17 protein-coding genes are annotated in these 18,532 nt (G+C 72.9%); 12 read left to right on the top strand and 5 right to left on the bottom strand.

All coding sequences use genetic code 11. The features are described 5' to 3' along the window. Positions 1-249: 249 nt before the first annotated feature. Both RH861_RS14940 and RH861_RS14935 read right to left on the bottom strand, forming a co-directional pair. Complete coding sequence (locus RH861_RS14940; RefSeq protein WP_310521656.1) at positions 250-483, bottom strand: acyl-CoA carboxylase epsilon subunit; 234 nt, start codon at positions 481-483, stop codon at positions 250-252. 9 nt (positions 484-492) lie between these two features. Beyond that, entirely contained in the window at positions 493-2,094 is a 1,602-nt protein-coding gene (locus tag RH861_RS14935) for an acyl-CoA carboxylase subunit beta (protein WP_310521655.1), read from the bottom strand. A 109-nt stretch (positions 2,095-2,203) separates the two neighbouring features. Here RH861_RS14935 and RH861_RS14930 point away from each other — a divergent pair, with 109 nt between their 5' ends. From RH861_RS14930 to RH861_RS14920, 3 genes are all read left to right on the top strand, one after another. Then, on the top strand, positions 2,204-3,055 hold the full coding sequence (locus RH861_RS14930; protein ID WP_310521654.1) for a biotin--[acetyl-CoA-carboxylase] ligase: 852 nt from the start codon (positions 2,204-2,206) through the stop codon (positions 3,053-3,055). Between the two features lie 8 nt (positions 3,056-3,063). After that, positions 3,064-3,612, top strand: a complete 549-nt coding sequence (locus RH861_RS14925; protein WP_310521653.1) for a PH domain-containing protein — start codon at positions 3,064-3,066, stop codon at positions 3,610-3,612. Positions 3,613-3,702: 90 nt separating this feature from the next. Next, positions 3,703-4,605 carry a DarT ssDNA thymidine ADP-ribosyltransferase family protein gene (locus tag RH861_RS14920; RefSeq protein ID WP_310521652.1) on the top strand — a complete coding sequence of 301 codons (903 nt, stop codon included), beginning with the start codon at positions 3,703-3,705 and terminating at the stop codon, positions 4,603-4,605. Here RH861_RS14920 and RH861_RS14915 read toward each other — a convergent pair. Then, positions 4,526-5,194, bottom strand: a complete 669-nt coding sequence (locus tag RH861_RS14915) for a GtrA family protein (protein WP_310521651.1) — start codon at positions 5,192-5,194, stop codon at positions 4,526-4,528. The genes RH861_RS14920 and RH861_RS14915 overlap by 80 nt on opposite strands. Before the next feature lie 77 nt (positions 5,195-5,271). Here RH861_RS14915 and RH861_RS14910 point away from each other — a divergent pair, with 77 nt between their 5' ends. From RH861_RS14910 to RH861_RS14900, 3 genes are all read left to right on the top strand, one after another. Then, positions 5,272-6,402, top strand: coding sequence for a 5-(carboxyamino)imidazole ribonucleotide synthase (locus tag RH861_RS14910; RefSeq protein WP_310521650.1), 1,131 nt, complete (start codon positions 5,272-5,274; stop codon positions 6,400-6,402). A gap of 94 nt (positions 6,403-6,496) precedes the next feature. Further along, positions 6,497-6,964: a 5-(carboxyamino)imidazole ribonucleotide mutase gene (purE, locus tag RH861_RS14905; protein WP_310521689.1), complete on the top strand. Its 468-nt coding sequence runs from the start codon at positions 6,497-6,499 to the stop codon at positions 6,962-6,964. After that, a complete protein-coding gene (locus RH861_RS14900; RefSeq protein ID WP_310521649.1) occupies positions 6,961-8,340 on the top strand; it encodes an LCP family protein in 1,380 nt (459 codons plus the stop codon). The genes purE and RH861_RS14900 overlap by 4 nt, the downstream gene beginning before the upstream one ends. Positions 8,341-8,359: 19 nt before the next feature. Here RH861_RS14900 and RH861_RS14895 read toward each other — a convergent pair whose 3' ends face one another. Further along, on the bottom strand, positions 8,360-9,499 hold the full coding sequence (locus RH861_RS14895; protein WP_310521648.1) for a glycosyltransferase: 1,140 nt from the start codon (positions 9,497-9,499) through the stop codon (positions 8,360-8,362). 144 nt (positions 9,500-9,643) lie between these two features. On the opposite strand from RH861_RS14895, the gene RH861_RS14890 reads away from it, so the two are divergent. The 6 genes from RH861_RS14890 to RH861_RS14865 all read left to right on the top strand — a co-directional run bounded on the left by RH861_RS14890 (position 9,644) and on the right by RH861_RS14865 (position 17,420). After that, positions 9,644-10,594 carry a glycosyltransferase gene (locus tag RH861_RS14890; RefSeq protein ID WP_310521647.1) on the top strand — a complete coding sequence of 317 codons (951 nt, stop codon included), beginning with the start codon at positions 9,644-9,646 and terminating at the stop codon, positions 10,592-10,594. Then, on the top strand, positions 10,591-11,430 hold the full coding sequence (locus RH861_RS14885) for a glycosyltransferase (protein WP_310521646.1): 840 nt from the start codon (positions 10,591-10,593) through the stop codon (positions 11,428-11,430). The genes RH861_RS14890 and RH861_RS14885 overlap by 4 nt, the downstream gene beginning before the upstream one ends. Positions 11,431-11,596: 166 nt before the next feature. Then, on the top strand, positions 11,597-13,954 hold the full coding sequence (locus RH861_RS14880; RefSeq protein WP_310521645.1) for an FG-GAP repeat domain-containing protein: 2,358 nt from the start codon (positions 11,597-11,599) through the stop codon (positions 13,952-13,954). Positions 13,955-13,999: 45 nt separating this feature from the next. Further along, complete coding sequence (locus tag RH861_RS14875) at positions 14,000-15,130, top strand: glycosyltransferase (RefSeq protein ID WP_310521644.1); 1,131 nt, start codon at positions 14,000-14,002, stop codon at positions 15,128-15,130. Between the two features lie 29 nt (positions 15,131-15,159). After that, positions 15,160-16,293, top strand: coding sequence for a glycosyltransferase family protein (locus tag RH861_RS14870; RefSeq protein ID WP_310521643.1), 1,134 nt, complete (start codon positions 15,160-15,162; stop codon positions 16,291-16,293). After that, positions 16,290-17,420: a glycosyltransferase family protein gene (locus RH861_RS14865; protein WP_310521642.1), complete on the top strand. Its 1,131-nt coding sequence runs from the start codon at positions 16,290-16,292 to the stop codon at positions 17,418-17,420. Before RH861_RS14870 ends, RH861_RS14865 begins: the two co-directional genes overlap by 4 nt. 6 nt (positions 17,421-17,426) lie before the next feature. On the opposite strand, the gene wecB is transcribed toward RH861_RS14865, so the two are convergent. Continuing rightward, positions 17,427-18,494: a non-hydrolyzing UDP-N-acetylglucosamine 2-epimerase gene (gene wecB / locus RH861_RS14860; RefSeq protein WP_310521641.1), complete on the bottom strand. Its 1,068-nt coding sequence runs from the start codon at positions 18,492-18,494 to the stop codon at positions 17,427-17,429. Positions 18,495-18,532 lie beyond the last annotated feature (38 nt).

Genomic DNA, 18,532 nt, shown 5'->3' with positions numbered 1-18,532 from the left:
CAAGCCCGAGTCACGGCGACAACCCGAATATCGCCCTGACTCGCCCCCAGAAAGCGCCGGCGGTACCCAGCCGTCGGCGGTACGACTCCGTAGAGGGAGTGCGTGCATCAATGCTACGCCCCGGGATCGGAGACGGTAGTCAGCATTTCGGGGGACAACCACGTCCCCCTCGGGGCCCGACCGCCGACGCCGTCGGGCGACGCGAGCCGCCCGCCGATCCGGCGGGCGGCGAATCGGGGGACAGCCAGCTCAGCGCAGGGACGAGGTCCAGCGTCCCGGACCGACCTCGATCGGCGGACGCAGGGCGTTGCGCGGGTGCACCCAGTCGCTGCGCGCCGGCGGGGGCGGGCTGGCCTGCTCCTCGTCGACGGCCGCGACGATCACCGCGGTCACGGCGGCGGCCTCCTCAGCCGACACGTCGCGCGTGAGGAATCGGAGGTCGATGGACTGGGCGCCGTCGGGCTCGCCGGTTGCGGTGGTCATGGCGGCTCCTTACAGCGGGATGTTGCCGTGCTTCTTGGGCGGCAGGCTCGCGCGCTTGGTGCGCAGCGCACGCAGCGCCTTCGTCACCGAGACGCGCGTCGCGGCCGGCTCGATGACTCCGTCGAGTTCGCCGCGCTCGGCGGCGAGGAACGGCGACGCGACGTTGTAGGTGTACTCGTTGGCCAGCCGCGTGCGCACGGCGGCGACGTCCTCACCGGCCTCCTCGGCCCGCTTGATCTCACCGCGGTAGAGGATGTTCACGGCCCCTTGGCCGCCCATCACGGCGATCTCGGCCGTGGGCCAGGCGAGGTTGATGTCGGCGCCGAGCTGCTTCGAGCCCATCACGATGTACGCACCGCCGTACGCCTTGCGGGTGATGACCGTGACGAGTGGGACGGTCGCCTCGGCGTAGGCGTAGAGCAGCTTCGCGCCGCGGCGGATGACGCCCGTCCACTCCTGGTCGGTGCCGGGGAGGTAGCCGGGCACGTCGACGAGCGTGATGATCGGGATGGAGAACGCGTCGCAGAACCGGACGAACCGCGAGGCCTTCTCGCCCGCCGCGATGTTCAGCGTGCCCGCCATCTGGCTGGGCTGGTTGGCGATGATGCCCACCGAACGGCCCTCGATGCGGGCGAAGCCGATGACGATGTTCGGGGCGAACAGCGGCTGCACCTCGAGGAAGTCGCCGTGGTCGACGATGCCCTCGATGACCGAGTGCATGTCGTACGGCTGGTTCGGCGAGTCCGGGATGACGGTGTTCAGCCGGCGGTCCTCGTCGGTGATCTCGAGCTCCGCCTCGCTGTCGTAGACGGGCGCCTCCGACATGTTGTTGTCCGGCAGGAACGAGACGAGGGTGCGCGCGTAGTCGAGCGCGTCGGACTCGTCGCTCGCCAGGTAGTGCGCGACGCCCGACACCGTGTTGTGGGTGAGCGCGCCGCCGAGTTCCTCCATGCCGACGTCCTCGCCCGTGACGGTCTTGATCACGTCGGGTCCGGTGACGAACATCTGGCTGGTCTTGTCGACCATGATGACGAAGTCGGTGAGCGCGGGGGAGTAGACCGCGCCGCCCGCGGCCGGGCCGCAGACGATCGAGATCTGCGGGATGACGCCCGATGCGGCGGTGTTGCGGCGGAAGATCTCGCCGTACTTGCCGAGGGCGACGACGCCCTCCTGGATGCGGGCGCCGCCCGAGTCGAGGATGCCGATGATGGGCACGCCGGTCTTCAACGCGTGCTCCATGACCTTGATGATCTTCTCGCCCGCGACCTCGCCGAGCGAGCCGCCGAAGATCGTGAAGTCCTGCGAGTAGACCGCGACCTGCCGGCCGTGGATCGTGCCGACGCCGGTGACCACCGCGTCGCCGTAGGGGCGCTTGGCCTCCATGCCGAACGCGTACGTGCGGTGCCGTACGAACTCGTCGAACTCCACGAAGGAGCCGGGGTCGAGCAGCTCGGCGATGCGCTCGCGGGCGGTCATCTTGCCCTTGGCGTGCTGCTTCTCGATCGCCGCCTCGCCCGACGCCGTGACGGCCTCGTGGTACCGCTGCTTGAGGTCGGCGAGCTTGCCCGCGGTGGTGGAGAGGTCGGGGCCGTCGTTCGTCGCTTCGGTCACGAGGCTTCACTCTACCGGCCTGCCTCCAGCCGGGATCGTTGACGGTTTCCCACAAAAACCCGGTGGTGCGTGGTGATGATGCCACCGGCGTCGCCCGGACACTAGCCTGATGGCGACGGATCTGGAGGCGCGCATGGAGTGGGTGCGTTCGCGGGCGGCGGTCCCGCGGTTCGAGTGGCTCGACACCACCGGGTCGACCAATGACGTGGCCCGCGAGGCGGCCACCGGGGCGGATGCCGCGGCGTGGCCGCACGGCGCCGCCATCGTCACCGACGACCAGACGCAGGGCCGCGGCAGGCTGGGCCGCACCTGGCTCGCGCCCACGGGCAAGACGCTGGCGATCTCCGTGCTGCTCCGGCCCGGCGCCGACCTGCCCGCCGATGCGTACGGCTGGATCCCGCTGCTGGCCGGCGTCGCGATGACGGAGACGGTGCACGCGGCGGTGGCGGCGGCATCCGTCGACCGCGGCGGCGAGGACGACGGCACCGGCGGCGTCGAGGTCGAGCTGAAGTGGCCGAACGACGTGCTCGTCTCCGGGTACAAGGTGTGCGGCATCCTCTCGGAGCTCGTGGCCGAGGGCACCGTGGTCGTCGGCGCCGGACTCAACGTCGCCCTCGACGAGCACGACCTGCCCACGCTCACGTCGACGTCGCTGCTGCTCGTCACCGGGCGCCGTCCCGACCCCGACGCGGTGCTCGCCGACTACCTGACCCGCCTGCTCGACCTCGTCGACCGCTTCGTCGCAGCGGGCGGCGACGCCGTGGCGAGCGGCGCCGCCGGACGGCTGGTCGCGGTGTGCGGCACGCTCGGCCGGGACGTGCGGGTCGAGCTCCCCGGCGGTGGCGAGCTGCTGGGCGCCGCCGAGGCTGTGGCGCCCGACGGGCGGCTCATGGTGCGGGACCGCGAGGACGGCGAGATCCGGGCGGTCGCAGCCGGAGACGTCACGCACCTGAGGTATTGATGGGGGCCATGGGGGAGGCGAGCGGGACGCCCGGCCTGCCGCCGGGGGAGCGGATCGTGGCCCGGTTGCGGCGACACGCGCGCGTGCTCGTGCTGCCCGCGCTGCTGCTCGTCGCGGTCGCCGGCGCGGTCGGGTACCTCGTGCCCGTCCTCGACGACGGATGGCCGCGACTCGTCGCCGTGGTGGTCGCCGCCCTCGTCGTCCTCCTGGGGTGCGTCATCCCGTACCTGTCGTGGCTCGCCGCCCGGACCACGATCACCACGCGTCGCGTGATCGTCCGGCGGGGCCTCTTCGTGCGCGTGCGGCGCGAGCTGTGGCACCGTCGCGGGTACGACGTGCAGGTGCGCCGCGGATGGCTGCAGCGGATGTTCGGCAGCGGCGACGTCCGGCTCGAGACCGGACACGACGTCCCCGTGGTGCTGCGGGACGTGCCGGGACCGCTCGCGGTGCAGGCGGCGATGCACGAGCTCATGGCCGCCGCGCACGCGCTCGGGGCGCCCGCGGTGGGTCCGGGCACGGCTCCGGACGGCGACACGGCGCCGTGGGCGCGCTCCTGAATCCTCCTCCGGTGCCGGGCACCCGGCCGGACCGCGTACTGTAGTCGGGCGGCTCGCCGTCCCCGCGGGCCGAGCGACGAAAGGCACCACTTGGGCGAGGAATGCATCCACGGTTTCGACGAGGGCCTCTGCGCGATCTGCTCGCCGCCCGCTGAACCCGACCCGGCGGTGACCGCGGCGCGGAGCCGGCAGGCGCGGACCCCGGGCACCTCCCACGAGGCCGCGGCCGCCGCCGAGGCGCGCGCGGCCAAGGCGAGGTCGGCCGCGCGTCCCGCGACCTCCTCCCGCGCGGCCCGGCAGGCCGGATCTCGTGCCGCGCGCGGATCCAGCGCCGTGGCCGAGGCCCCGGTCGACGCCGCCGCGACCCGTCTCTTCCACGTGACCCACATCGACAACCTCGGCCGCATCCTGGGCGCCGGCGCGCTGCTCGCCGACGCGGGCGACCCGCCGGCCGAGCCCGCCGTCGACCTCGCCGCGCCCGCGGCGCGCGCGTTCCGCCGGTCCGCCTCGGTCGGCGAGTCCGGCGCCCGGGTGGCGGAGTACGTGCCCTTCCTGGTCAGCACCGACGCCCACGTGTGGGAGTCCATCCGCACCGGGACGCCCGACCCCCGGCTGAACGCCGAGGCGGTCGGCCACCCCATCGCCGATCACGTGATCCTCGTCACGTCCGTCGGTGCGGCCGCGGGCGCCCGGCTGCAGACGCCCGGGCACGTCGTGGTGTCCGAGACGGATGCCGCAGTCGGGGGCGGCTCGTTCGCCGCCACCTGGCCCGAGGCCGAGCGGACCCTCGTGCGCCTGACGCTCGCCGACGACGGCGCGGGGGTGCGCGCCGCCGAGGTCCTCGTGCACGGCGCCGTACCCCTCGAGCGGATCGCGCTCGTCGCCGTGGCCAACGACCGCGTGCGCGACCGGGTCAGGGCCGCGCTGCAGGCGGTGGGGTCGAAGACCCGGGTCGCCGTGTATCCGCCGTGGTTCCAGGCGGCGGCCGAGTAGCGGCATCCGCCCCGCCCCGCCCCGGAGAAGGGTCGCCGCCGCCGACCTCGGGGGCGGGCTCGAGCGGCGGCTCCTCGAACAGGGCGCGCTGCGCCTCCTCGACGCGCGCCAGGTTCGACAGGCCGTCGGCGCGGTGGTGGCCGAACACCCAGTAGCGGTAGAGCAGGAAGCGGAACGCGGTGCCGAGCGCGAGCCCGACGACGTTCGTGGCGATGTTGTCGGCGAGCAGGCTGGTGAATCCGAGCAGGTAGTGGCTCACCCAGAGGCACAGCAGCGCGATCGCCATGCCGCCGACCGACACGACCGCGTACTCCGCGAACTCGCGAAGCGCGTGGCGGCGCCGGTGGCGGCGGAAGGTCCAGTAGCGGTTGCCCAGCCAGTTGAACACGATCGCCACGGACGTCGAGACGGTCTTCGCGCCGATCGCCGACTGCACCCACGTGCCCTCGCCGAGCACGCCCAGGCGGAGCGCGTTGAACAGCGCCACGTCGATCACGAGGCCGATGAGGCCGACGACGCCGAACTTCACGAGGTAGGCGAGGAACCCGTTCCACGCCCGGGACGCGAGGTCGCGGAACGTCGCTGGCATCCCTGAATCCTACGGCCGGGCCGCCATAGGATGGGGTGTCGCGGTGCACGGGGCGCCGCGGGGAGGAGCGTGCACGGGTGCGAGTCGGAGTGATCGGCGCGGGGCAGCTCGCCCGCATGATGATCCCCGCGGCGATCGAGCTCGGGGTCGAGCTCCGGGTCCTCGCCGAGGGCGAGGGCATGGCCGCATCGCTGGCCGCCGACCACGTCGGCGACTACACCGACCCCGACACGGTGCTCGCGTTCGCGCGCGAGGTCGACGTGGTGACCTTCGACCACGAGCACGTGCCGCAGCACGTGCTGCGGACCCTCGTCGACGCCGGCGTCGCCGTCCACCCGGGCCCCGACGCCCTCCGCTTCGCGCAGGACAAGCTGCTCATGCGCGAGCGGCTCGCCGAGCTCGGGCTGCCGGTGCCCGAGTGGGCGCGCGTGGCGACGCCCGACGAACTCGACGCGTTCATCGCCGAGCACGGTGGCGCGGCGGTCGTGAAGACGCCGCGCGGCGGATACGACGGCAAGGGCGTCCGCGTCGTGCGCGGCGCGGCCGAGGTGGCGGAGTGGTTCGCCACCGTCGGCGAGGACGGCCGCGACGGTGCACTCCTCGTCGAGGAGCTCGTCGACTTCCGGCGCGAGCTCGCGCAGCTCGTCGCCCGCCGCCCCTCGGGCGAGGTCGTCGCCTGGCCGCTCGTCGAGACGGTCCAGGTCGGCGGGGTGTGCAGCGAGGTCATCGCGCCGGCGCCGCGCTCCGCGGGCCGGCTCGCTGACGTCGCCGCCGACGTCGCCATCGCCGTCGCCGAGGGCGTGGGCGTGACGGGCGTGCTCGCCGTCGAGATGTTCGAGACCGTCGACGACCGCGTGCTCGTCAACGAGCTCGCCATGCGCCCGCACAACTCCGGGCACTGGACCATGGACGGTGCCACGACCAGCCAGTTCGAGCAGCACCTCCGCGCGGTGCTCGACCTGCCGCTCGGCGGCACCGGATGCCACGACGAGTGGGCCGTGATGGTGAACCTCCTCGGCGGGCCCGCCGAGGGCACGCTGACCGACCGCTACGCCGACGCGCTCGCCGGGCACCCGACCGTGAAGGTGCACAACTACGGCAAGGCGCCCCGGCCGGGCCGCAAGGTGGGCCACGTCACCGCGATCGGGCCCGACCTCGACGAGGCGGTCTACGAGGCGCGGGCGGCTGCGGCGGCGCTGCAGGACTAGACCCGCGGGCGGGCTCACGGAATCACCCAGCCGGCGGCCCTACTATCGACGGGTGATCGCAGGCAATTCCCCCGCACCCCTCGTCGGCGTCGTCATGGGTTCCGACTCCGACTGGAACGTCATGCGCGAGGCCTCGGAGCTCCTCGACGAGTTCGGCGTCGCCCACGAGGTCGAGGTCGTCTCGGCGCACCGCACGCCCGAGAAGATGATCGCCTACGGCAAGGAGGCGGCCGGTCGCGGCATTCGGGTGATCATCGCGGGCGCGGGCGGCGCCGCCCACCTGCCGGGCATGCTCGCGTCGGTCACGACCCTGCCGGTCGTCGGCGTGCCCGTGCCGCTCTCCCGGCTCGACGGACTCGACTCGCTGCTGTCCATCGTGCAGATGCCCGCCGGCGTGCCCGTCGCGACGGTCTCGATCGGCGGCGCCAAGAACGCGGGACTCATCGCGGTCAAGATCCTCGCCACGGCCGACGACGCCCTGCGCGACGCCCTCGCCGACTACGCCGCCTCGCTCGCCGCGCTCGTCGAGCAGAAGAACGAACGCCTGAAGTCCAGCCGATGACCATCGCCGCAAGTCCCATCCGGCACCCCGACACCGGGTCGCGCCCGCTCATGACGCGGCGCGGCTGGTGGCTCGTGGGGATGAACATCCTCATCCCCGGCTCGGCACAGGTGCTCGCCGGCGACCGCCGACTCGGCCGATTCGGCCTCGGCGCGACGCTCGCCCTGTGGGTCCTGATGCTCGCGGCGATCATCACGTGGTTCGCGGCGCCCACTGTGGTGTACACGATCGCGTCGAACAGCATCGCGCTCTGGATCATCGCGCTCGGACTCGTCTTCTACGCCGTCCTGTGGCTGGTGCTGACGCTCGACACGCTGCGGCTCGTCCGCCTGGTCAAGGCGCAACCGTCGGCGCGGGCGCCGATCGCCGCGCTCGCCGCCGTCGTGCTCGTCGTCGCCTCCGGCGGCGCCGCGTACGGCGCCTACCTCGCCACGACGGCGAGCGGCTTCCTGTCGACGGTGTTCGCGGCCGGCCCCAGCGAGCCGCCCGTCGACGGGCGGTACAACATCCTGCTGCTCGGCGCCGACACCGGGCCGGACCGCGAGGGCACGCGTCCCGACAGCATGACCGTGGCCTCGATCGACGCGCAGACCGGGCAGGCCGTGCTCATCGGCCTGCCGCGCAACCTCGAGGACGTGCACTTCCCGGCGGACTCCCCGATGGCGTCGGCCTATCCGAGCGGGTACGGCACGGAACAGGGGTGCCTGGTCGACGTGTGCCTGCTCAACTCGATCTACACCGAGGCCGAGGTCGTCACGCCCGAGCTCTACCCCGACGCGGCGAGCCGCAACAGCTCGCCGGGCATCGAGGCCATGCGGGATGCCGCGGAGGGCGTCACCGGCCTCACCATCCAGTACTTCGTGGTCATCGACATGCAGGGCTTCGAGGCGCTCATCGACGCGCTCGGCGGTGTCGAGATCACCGTCGAGGAGCGCCTGCCGATCGGCGGCGACGAGTACCTGCAGAACGTCGACGGCTGGGTCGAGGCCGGGACGCAGCGGATGAACGGCTACACGGCGCTGTGGTACGCGCGCTCGCGGTACAGCGGCACCGACTACGACCGGATGGAGCGCCAGCGCGTGCTGCAGGAGGCGATCCTGCGCCAGTTCACGCCGGCGAACGTGCTCACGAAGTTCCAAGCCGTCGCGCAGGCGGGCGCGGAGACGGTCCGGACCGACATCCCGCAGTCGATGCTCGGCTACTTCGTCGACCTCGCCGGAAAGACCCGGGAGCTGCCGGTCGCGACGGTCGAGCTCACGCCCGACGCCGGGGTCGACCCGGCGTACCCGGACTGGGACCTCGTGCACGCGCTCATCCAGGACGCGATCACGACGGCGACCGCGGAGCCGACCCCGCCGGCCCCCCAGGCCGGCTGATCGCCCCGAGGTCGAGCGGCTACAGGTCGGCGTGCAGCTGCCAGACCCGCTCGGCGGAGTCGCGCCAGTCGAACGCCTGCGCCCGGTCGGTGCCGGCGATCGAGAGCCGCTCGGCGACGTCGCGCTGCTCGACGACGGCGGTGATCGCCGCCGCGAGGCGCTCGACGTAACCGCCGCCGACACCGACCGGCACGGCGATGCCGGCATCGGCCCCGACCTCCAGGTAGGCGGGCGTGTCGGAGTGGATCACGGGAGTGCCGAGGCGGAACGCCTCGATGAGCGCCGTGCCGTCGCCCTCGTCGCGGCTGGGCGCGACGACCGCGGTCGCGCGCGACAGCACGACCGCGTGCTCGGCGGGGTCGTCGGGTTCGACCGCGACCACGCGCGCCGGCGCCACACCGGCCTCCTCGGCGACCGTGGCCAGGTGCTGTTCGCCCCAGGTCTGCGGGCCGATCACGACGAGTGGGATCTCCGGCACGCCGGGCCGGCCGAGCGCGTGGAGCAGGTCGACCACGCCCTTGCGCGGCTCGAGGGTGCCCTCGACCGCGAGGTACTCGGCCGGGAGCCCCAGGCGCCGCGCGACCTCGTCGGCGTCGCCGGGCACCTCCAGGCCGGGTCGGGGCGCCGTGCCGATGACGCGCACGCGGTCGCCGAGGTCGACGATCTGGGCCAGGCGCTCGGCGAGGGCGTGCGTCGGCACCACGACCGCATCCGCGTGGCGTCGCGCCCGCTTCAGCATCGCCTTCTGCCAGGCCACCGACGCCGACGTGAGCGACTCGGGGTTGGTCCAGGCGAGGACGTCGTGCACGGTCACCACCACCTGCTCGCCCGGGACCGTGCGGTCGTGGCGGCGCAACGGCGCGAACAGCGTCGGCGCGTGGATCATTCCGCCGCCCGGTGACGTCGTCAGGCCGAACTGCCAGGCGGCGGCGAGCTCGCGACGCGCGAGGCTCGACTTGTAGAGGCCCGACAGCCCGGGGAACGCCTCGAGGATCCGCTCGTAGTCGCTCGGCAGCGAGCTGGAGACGACGCCCTCGACCTCGCACCCGCGCGGCGCGGTCGCGATGAGCGCGCGCGTCAGGGCCTCGGTGTAGCGGCCGGTCGGCCCGGGAACGGGCGCGACGAACTGGTCGACGATCACGCGGAGCGTGGTGGCCATGCCCCTCCTCGGATGCTCGTGCGGCGGCCCGTCAACTGTAACGTCCGGGGCCGGTCGCCGTGCCCCGACCGCGACCCTGTGGACGGCGACGACGTGCGGACAGGGCAAGATGGATGGGTCCCGTCCCACCGAGAACGAGAGCGAATGAGCCACACCCCTGCGTCCGCGCGCGTCGTCGCGGTGGTCGTCGCCTACAACCGCCGCGACCTGCTCGCCGAGGTGCTGGCCGCCCTCGCCGCCCAGGAGTCGCCGGTCGAGCGCGTGGTGGTCGTCGACAACGCGTCGACGGATGCCTCGGCCGACGTCGCCCGCGCGGCCGGCGACCTCGTCGACCTCGTCGAACTGCCGAGGAACACCGGCGGGGCCGGTGGCTTCGCGGCCGGCATGGCGGTCGCGCTCGCCGATCACCGCCCGGACTGGATCTGGCTGATGGACGACGACACCGTCCCCGAGCCGGCCGCCCTCCGGGAGCTGCTCGCCGGGGTGTCCGGCACCGACGCCGTCGTCGCGGGCTCGCGCGTCGAGTGGTTCGACGGCACCGAGCACCCGATGAACACGCCGCGGCCAAAGCCGTTCGCCGAACGCCGGGAGCGGCGCACGGCCGCCGAGCGCGGCGTCGTGCCGATCCGCAGCACGTCCTTCGTCTCGATGCTCGTGCGGGCGGACGTGGTCCGCGAGATCGGGCTGCCGATCGCCGACTACTTCATCTGGAACGACGACTTCGAGTACTCCACGCGGGCGCTCCGCGGTCGTCGCGGCGTGCACGTCCCGGCATCCGTCGTCGTGCACAAGACGCGCGTCCTGGGTTCGACGGATGCCGACCCGGGGGCGCGGTTCTACTACGAGGTCCGCAACAAGCTGTGGATGTTCCGCCGGTCGCGGAGCCTCGCCGGCTGGGAGAAGCTGCTCTACGGGGGTTCGAGCGTGCTGCGGTGGGTGCGCACGTTCGCGCGCTCGGCCGACCGGTCGGTGCTCGCCGACGGCTGGCGTCGCGGATGGCACGACGGGACCCGCTACCGTCCGCGGCCGAACGCCGACGCGCTCGCCGGGCTCGGCCGCGCCTCCGACGCGATCGCGGCGGTGGAGGCATCGTGAGCGAACCGTTCAGCCTCCTGATGGCCGTGTACCGGGGCGACCATCCGGTGCACTTCGCCAAGGCGTTCACCTCGAGCGTCGAGGCGCAGACGCGACGCCCCGCCCAGGTCGTGCTGGTCCAGGACGGCCCGGTCTCGCCCGGGCTGGAGGGCGCGATCGAGACGGCGATCGCCCACTCGCCCGTCCCCGTCCTGCACCACCGCATCCAGGAGAACGCGGGCCTCGCGCACGCGCTCGCCGAGGGACTCGCCCGCTGCGAGCACGACATCGTGGCCCGGATGGACGCCGACGACATCTCGCTGCCGGAGCGCTTCGCCGCGCAGCTGCCGCTCATCGAGGGCGGACTCGACCTCGTGGGCACCGGCATGCTCGAGTTCCTCGACGACGACGGCTCGATCGTGGGCCGACGCGTGCCGCGCACCGCGCAGGCCGAGATCGAGCGGTTCGCCCGCTTCCACGACCCCTTCAGCCACCCGACGGTCGTCTACCGGCGCAGCGCGGTCGAGCGCGCCGGGGGATACCAGCCCCTCGGCCTCATGGAGGACTACTGGCTCTTCGCGCGCATGATCCACGCCGGGGCCCGGGTCGGGAACCTCGCCGAGCCGCTCCTCATGTACCGCGTGGGCGACGGCGCCTACGCGCGGCGCGGCGGCCGGGCCCAGTGGAGCAGTGAGATGCAGCTCCAGCGCGCCCTGCGTCGCATCGGCTTCACCACCCGGCTGCAGTACCTCCGGAACGTCCTCGTCCGCGGCACCTACCGGTTCGTCCCCGAGCCGATCCGGCGTCGCGCGTACCGGCGCCTCATCGCCCGCGGATCGAGTTCCGACCACGCCTGAACCTGCCGGCGGCATCCGTCGGCGCGCTCGCGACGCCCGCTCGCGCCGGACGGGATGCGCCGCCCGCGATGCGACGCGCCGAGCCGGAATACCCCCCGGGGCCCCCGGCATCCGCTTACCATGAGGCCCGTGTCCCTGCGTGCAGGGGCGGTTCGGGGGGAATGACATGGCGTCGGTACGGGCGATGTTGACGACGGCGGGAGCCGTGGTCGCGCTGATCGCGAGCGCGCTCACGGCGCAGGTGACGATGCCCGCGCAGAGCGCGGCGGCGGCGGCGGATCCGAAGGACTTCAACGCCGGGATGATCATCAGCGACCAGGTCTTCTACGACAGCTCGACGATGACCGCGGCGCAGATCCAGTCCTTCCTGAACGCCCGCGTGCCCACCTGCGCGAGCGGCTACGTGTGCCTGAAGGACTACTCGCAGGCCACGACGAGCCAGCCCGCCCGCAGCGAGGGCTGCGCCGCGTACGCCGGCCAGGCGAACGAGTCCGCCGCGCTCATCATCTACAAGGTGGCGCGCGCCTGCGGGATCAATCCGCGCTCGCTGATCGTCCTGCTCGAGAAGGAGCAGGGCATCGTCACCGACTCGTCGCCGTCGTCGCGGCAGTACCGTTCGGCCACGGGCTACGGCTGCCCGGACACCGCCGACTGCGACGCCAACTACTACGGCTTCTTCAACCAGGTGTACAACGCCGCCTGGCAGTTCCGGAAGTACCGTGCGAACCCGGGGATCCGCGCCTACCAGGCGGGTCGCTACAACACGATCCTGTGGCATCCGAACACGGCATGCGGGTCGTCGCAGGTCTACATCCAGAACCAGGCGACGGCGGGCCTGTACATCTACACGCCCTACCGCCCGAACGCGGCGGCGCTCGCGAACCTCTACGGCACGGGCGACGCCTGCTCGAGCTACGGCAACCGCAACTTCTGGAGACTCTTCACCGACTGGTTCGGCTCGACGAGCGCGCCGGCTGCGCCGCCGCCCGCGCCGCTGTCCACCGACCAGATCCCGATGGTCTACGCCGTCGACGGCGCCGGGGTCATGTACCTCTACCCCGGATCGGGTACGGGCGGCTGGCGACCGCGCGTGCAGGTCGGCAGCGGATGGAACAACATGAAGTTCATCGACGGTGTCGGCGACGTCACCGGTGACGGCTACCGCGACGTCATGGCGATCGATTCGGCCGGGGTCCTGCGGACCTACCCGACCGACGGCCGCGGGAACTTCCGGAGCCCCGTCGAGGCCGGGACCGGGTTCCAGAACGTCACCGCGATGTTCGCCGCGGGCGACTTCGACTCGGACGGCGACCAGGACCTCTTCACGCGGGACGCGGCGGGCGTGCTGCGCCTGCACACGAACAACGGCAACGGCACATTCGCGCCGCCGAAGCAGGTGGGCATCGGCTGGAACGTGTTCACCACGTTCGTGGGCAGCGTCGACGTGAACGGGGACGGCAACCCCGACGTGCTCGGTCGCGCCGCCGACGGCGCCCTGTGGCTCTACGCGGGCGACGGCCGTGCCGGATGGAAGCCGGCCCAGCGGGTCGGCACCGGCTGGAACGTGATGACCAGCATCATCACGCCCGGGGACTTCGACGGCGACGGACGCGACGATCTCCTGGCGCGCGACGGCGCCGGCGGCCTCTACCTGTATGCCGGCAACGGCACGGGCGGCTGGCGCGCACCCAAGCTCATCGGCAACGGGTGGAACGGGATGTCGCTCCTCGCCGGTCCGGGGGCGAAGTCCGGCCCGGTGGTCCCGCTCACGACGGGCATGGGCGACCTCACCGGCGACGGCACGCGCGACCTCATCGCGCAGGCGTCGGGCGTCGGCACCTGGATCTACCCGTCGAACGGGTCGGGCGGTTGGTTGCCGCGTCGGACGGCGCCCGGCGAGTGGGGTGGCACGAACCTCGTGTTCGGCGGAGGCGACTGGGACGGCGACGGGCGTCGCGACGTGTTCGCGCGCGACACCGCGGGCGACCTCTGGCGTCACGCGAGCGACGGCAACGGCGGATTCGCCCCCCGGGTGAAGGCCGGCAACGGCTGGGGCGGCTTCACGGCGGTGTTCGGCGGCGGCGACGTCGACGGCGATCGCGATTGGGACATCATGGCCCGCGACGGCTCGGGGGTCCTCTGGATCTACCCCGGCAACGGCGCAGGCGGGTTCGAACCCCGCGTCCGCGTCGGCGGGGGCTGGGAGACGATGCGGTGGGTGTTCAGCCCGGGCGACTTCACGGGCGACGGGCGCCCCGACCTCATCGCGGTGACCAGCGCGGGCGAGATGCGCCTGTACGCGCGCACCGCGACCGGGTACGCGGCCCCGACCGTGATCGGCAGCGGCTGGCAGGGCATGACCTGGGTGGGCAGCCCCGGCGACCTCGACGGCGACCTCAGGGCGGACGTCCTGGCCCGCAGCTCCGACGGCGTGCTCCGGCTGTATCCCGGCAACGGCCGGGGCGGATGGCTGACCGCACGCCAGGTCGGCAGCGGATGGCAGTCCATGACGCTCATCGGCTGACCGGTCGCCGGGCTGCGCGGGGCGGTTCCGCTAGGATCGTCGGGTGTGCTCCGTGAGGTCAGGCGAGTGACGGCCGCCGGTCCCGTCGCGGAGGTCGTCATCGCCGTGCACGACGCGCGGCGCCCGGTCGGACGGGCGATCGGTTCGATCGTGGGCGAGCCCGGAGCGGGCCGCGAGCATGGCGTATCGGCGCGCGCCCGGGTGACGGTCGTGTGCCACAACATCGAGGCGTCGGCGTTCGCGGCCACGGTCGAGCGGTTCGCCGATGCGGACGTGCGGTGGCTCGAGCTGCACGACGGCATCCGCAGCCCGGCGGGCCCCTTCAACCACGGACTCGCCCGTGCGGAGGCGCCCTACGTGAGCGTCATGGGCTCCGACGACTGGTTCGACCCGGGCGCGGTCGACGCCGCGGTTCGCCACCTCGAACGCGACGCCCCCGAGGTGCTGGTGCTGCCCTTGCGCCACCAGGACGGCCCGCCGATGGCGAACCCCCTCAGCCGCCGCGGACGGCACCGCCGGCTGGACCCGGTGAAGGACCGCCTCGCCTATCGCACGGCGCCGCTCGCCTTCATCGACCGGCGACTGGTCGACCGGCTCGAACTCGAATTCGTTCCGAAGCTCCGCTCGGGCGAGGACGCGCCGTTCTCGGCCCGGCTCTGGAACTTCGCCGAGCGCATCGACTTCCACCCCACCGACCCGGGCTACGTGATCGGCGCCGACGCCGCCGTGCGGGTCACGACCGCCCCGATGGGCGTGGAGGACGAGCTCGCCCCGTACATCGGCCTCTTCGCCGAGCCGTGGGTGGCCGCCATGCCCCCCTCCCGCCGTCACGCGCTCGTCGTCAAGACGCTGAGGATCCACCTCGTGGGCGGGCTGGTCCGGCGCGCCGAGGCCGACTCGCTCGGCCCCGGCGAGCACGAGGCCTACCGCTCACTCGCGCAGGCAGGACTCTCGATCGCGCCGCGCGCGCTCGATCCGATGTCGCGGCGCGACCGCGCCATCCTCGACCTCCTCGTCGCCGAACGGCCCGCGGAACTCGGCGCGCTCCGGGAAGCGGGCCGGCGCCGTAACCGGGCGGGTCGCGCCGACCGGCTGCTCACCCGCGACCTGCGGCACGCGCTCGACCGGGAGTCCGACCTGCGCCGGGTACTCAGGTACGTGGGGTGGCCGCATTGAGCACCGCACCGGTCCATGAGAGAGGGACGATGACCAAGCCTGCGCTCCTGATCCTGTCGTTCTCGCCCATCGCCGGCGACGCGCGCGTGCTGAAGCAGGTGCGCCTGTTCCGCGACCGCTACGCCGTCACCACCTGCGGGTACGGCGAGGCGCCGGAGGGCGTCGAGCACATCCGGATTCCCGACGGGCTCTCGGTCACGGCGCTGAACGGCCGGCTCATCACCCTGCGCTGGTACCGGCGCGCCTTCTGGAGCCTTCCCGCCGTGCGGTGGGTGCGCGAGGCGCTCGCCGGACGACGGTTCGACGCCGTGCTCGCCAACGACCTCGAGGCCGTGCCCCTCGCGCTGCGCGTCGCCGACGGCGGTCGCGTCCACGCCGACCTGCACGAGTACGCGCCGCGGCTGCACGAGGAGCACGCCGCATGGAATCGCCGCATCCGCCCCTTCGCCGAATGGCTCGCCCGACGCTACGCGGCGCGTGCGGCATCCTGGACCACGGTGGGCGCAGGCCTCGCGCGGGAGTACGAGCGCCAGTTCGGCTTCGCGCCCGCGGTCGTGACGAACGCCGCACCCTACGCCGACCTCCAGCCGGGACCCGTCGGCGATCCCATACGTCTCGTGCACAGCGGGGCGGGCCTCGGCAACCGCAATCTCATGACCATGGTGGAGGGCGTCGAACTCGCCCGGCGCGAGGTGACCTTCGATCTCTACCTCACGCCCAACGACCCCGCCTACCTCGACCGCATCCGCCGCCACGCCGAGCGCAGCACCCGGGTCCGGCTGCACGACCCGGTGCCCTACGACCGCCTCATCGCGACGCTCAACGAGTACGACGTCGGCGTCTTCGTGCTGCCGCCGGTCAACTTCAACTACCGCTGGGCGCTGCCCAACAAGCTCTTCGACTACATCCAGGCGCGCCTGGGCATCATCGTCGGCCCCTCCGAGGAGATGGCGCACTACGTCCGCGAACACGACCTTGGCGTCGTCGCCGACGATTTCACCGCCGAGTCCCTCGCCCGCGCCATCGATGCCCTGGACGGCGACGCCGTCCGCCGGATGAAGCTCGCCTCGCACGCCGCCGCGCCGGTCGTGTCGGCGGAACGCGAGGTCCACGGGTGGGAGACCGCGATCGACCGACTGCTCGAGCCCCGGAGCGCCTCGTGAGCCGGCCCTCGCTGCTGATCCTCTCGTTCTCCGACATCCGCGGCGACGCCCGGGTCCTCAAGCAGGTTCGCGAGTTCACCCGCGACTACGACGTGATCACGTGCGGGTACGGGGCGGCGCCCGACGGGGTGGTCGAGCACCTGCGCATCCCGTCCGACGCCCCCGCGTGGCGCTTCGACCGGGTCGCCCTCGTCCTCCGCCGGTTCGAGCGGGCGTACCGCGGCAACCGCGCCGTCGTGGAGGCGCAGCGGCTGCTCGGCGGTCGCACCTTCGACGTGGTGCTCGCCAACGACCTCGACACCGTGCCGCTCGCGATCGGGCTGCGACCGCGCGGGGGCGTCCACGCCGACCTGCACGAGTACACCCCGCGCCAGCGCTACGAGGACCTGCGATGGCGCATCTTCTTCGCCCCGCTCATGGCGTGGCTCGTTCGCCGCTACGTGCGTCGTGCCGACTCCGTGACGACGGTGGGGGAGGGCGTCGCCGCCGAGTACGAGCGCGTCTTCGGCGTCCGCGCGGGGGTCGCGACGAACGCAGCCCCGTACGTCGCCGCGGCCCCGACGCCGGTCGGCGAGCCCATCCGGCTCGTGCACAGCGGTGCGGGCCTGCGCAACCGCAGCATCACGCTCATGATCGACGCGGTGGAGCGCGCGACGAGGCCCGTGACGCTCGACCTGTACCTCACCGAGAACGACCCCGGCCTCATCGCCGAGATCCGCGAGCGTCAGTCGGAGCGCGTCCGACTGCACCCGCCGGTGCCCTACGCCGACCTGATCCGCAGGCTCGCCGAGTACGACGTCGGCGTGTTCGTGCTTCCGCCGATCAACTTCAACTACCGCTGGGCGCTGCCCAACAAGCTGTTCGACTTCGTGCAGGCGCGTCTCGGCATCATCGTCGGACCGTCCCCGGAGATGGCCGGAGTCGTGCAGCGGCACGGGCTCGGCACGGTCACCGCCGGATTCGACGCCGACGACCTGGCCCGCGAGATCGACGCGCTCACCCCCGAGCGCGTCGCCGAGTGGAAGGCCGCGTCCGACCGGGCCGCCGCGGAGCTGTCCAGCGAGACCCAGGTCGCCGTGTGGCGTCGCGCGATCGACGCACTGGCCGCGCGTGCGCGCTCGGCGTGAGCCGGCTCAGCGTGCGCGGCGCACCAGTTCGTCGATGACGCGCTCGGCCGCCCGCCCGTCGCCGTAGGGAGCGGCATCCGTGGGCTGCGGCGCGGCACGGCCGACCGCGTCGCGGATCTCCTCGGCGCCGTTGGCGAGCACGTTCCATCCCAGCTCGACGGTCTCGACCCACTCGGTCTCGGTGCGCACGGTCGTGCACGGGACGCGCAGGAGGAACGCCTCCTTCTGCAGTCCGCCCGAGTCGGTGACCACCCCGCGCGCCGACAGGACGGCGTTGATGAGGTCGGGGTAGGCGAGCGGCGCATGCGAGACGAGCGAGCCTGCGTCGAGGTCGATCCCGTGCTGCTGGGCGCGCGCGATGACGCGCGGGTGCGCGAGCAGCACCACGGGGTGGTCGATCGCCGACAGCGCGTCGACGATCATGCGCAGCCGTGCCGGGTCGTCGGTGTTCTCGGCGCGGTGGATGGTCGCCACGGAGTACGCGCCCGGCTCGAGTCCGAGCTCGCCGACGAGCTCGACCGGACGGCCCCGCTGGGCGTCGCGCACCTGCATCAGGACGTCGGTCATCACGTCGCCGACGACCACCGAACGGGCGGCGAGGCCCTCGTCGGCGAGGTGACGTGCGGCCACGCCCGTCGGCGCGAGCAGGAGGTCGGCGGCATGGTCGGTGAGCACGCGGTTGTGCTCCTCGGGCATGCGACGGTTGAAGGAACGCAGTCCGGCCTCGAGGTGTGCCACCGGAAGGTGCAGCTTGACCGCGCTCAGCGTCGCGGCGAGCGTCGAGTTGGTGTCGCCGTAGACGAGCACCCAGTCGGGCGCGTGCTCCTCGAACACCGCGTCGAGGGCGCCGAGGATCGCGCCCGTCTGGACGCCGTGACTGCCCGAGCCGACGCCGAGGTGCACGTCGGGTGCGGGGATCCCGAGGTCGGCGAAGAAGACGTCCGAGAGCATGGGGTCGTAGTGCTGCCCGGTGTGGACGATCTCGTGCTGCACCCCGGCGGCGGCCGCCGCGTGCGCGATCGGGGCGAGCTTGACGAACTGGGGGCGCGCGCCGACGACGCTGATGACCTTCACGGGCCTCGATTCTACGGTGACGGGCCGGTGCTAGCGTA

Origin of the sequence: Agromyces indicus (genome assembly GCF_031432295.1) — a bacterium.
Taxonomy (GTDB): Bacteria; Actinomycetota; Actinomycetes; order Actinomycetales; family Microbacteriaceae; genus Agromyces; species Agromyces indicus.
The sequence above is the reverse complement of the archived record's forward strand: the minus strand, read 5'-3'. Positions and strand labels throughout refer to the sequence as shown.

Coding starts and splice junctions, on each gene's coding strand:
- RH861_RS14940 (WP_310521656.1), bottom strand. CDS start 483: ATGACCACCGCAACCGGCGAGCCCGACGGCGCCCAGTCCATCGACCTC.
- RH861_RS14930 (WP_310521654.1), top strand. CDS start 2,204: ATGGCGACGGATCTGGAGGCGCGCATGGAGTGGGTGCGTTCGCGGGCG.
- RH861_RS14925 (WP_310521653.1), top strand. CDS start 3,064: ATGGGGGAGGCGAGCGGGACGCCCGGCCTGCCGCCGGGGGAGCGGATC.
- RH861_RS14915 (WP_310521651.1), bottom strand. CDS start 5,194: ATGCCAGCGACGTTCCGCGACCTCGCGTCCCGGGCGTGGAACGGGTTC.
- purE (WP_310521689.1), top strand. CDS start 6,497: ATGGGTTCCGACTCCGACTGGAACGTCATGCGCGAGGCCTCGGAGCTC.
- RH861_RS14900 (WP_310521649.1), top strand. CDS start 6,961: ATGACCATCGCCGCAAGTCCCATCCGGCACCCCGACACCGGGTCGCGC.
- RH861_RS14895 (WP_310521648.1), bottom strand. CDS start 9,499: ATGGCCACCACGCTCCGCGTGATCGTCGACCAGTTCGTCGCGCCCGTT.
- RH861_RS14890 (WP_310521647.1), top strand. CDS start 9,644: ATGAGCCACACCCCTGCGTCCGCGCGCGTCGTCGCGGTGGTCGTCGCC.
- RH861_RS14880 (WP_310521645.1), top strand. CDS start 11,597: ATGGCGTCGGTACGGGCGATGTTGACGACGGCGGGAGCCGTGGTCGCG.
- RH861_RS14870 (WP_310521643.1), top strand. CDS start 15,160: ATGACCAAGCCTGCGCTCCTGATCCTGTCGTTCTCGCCCATCGCCGGC.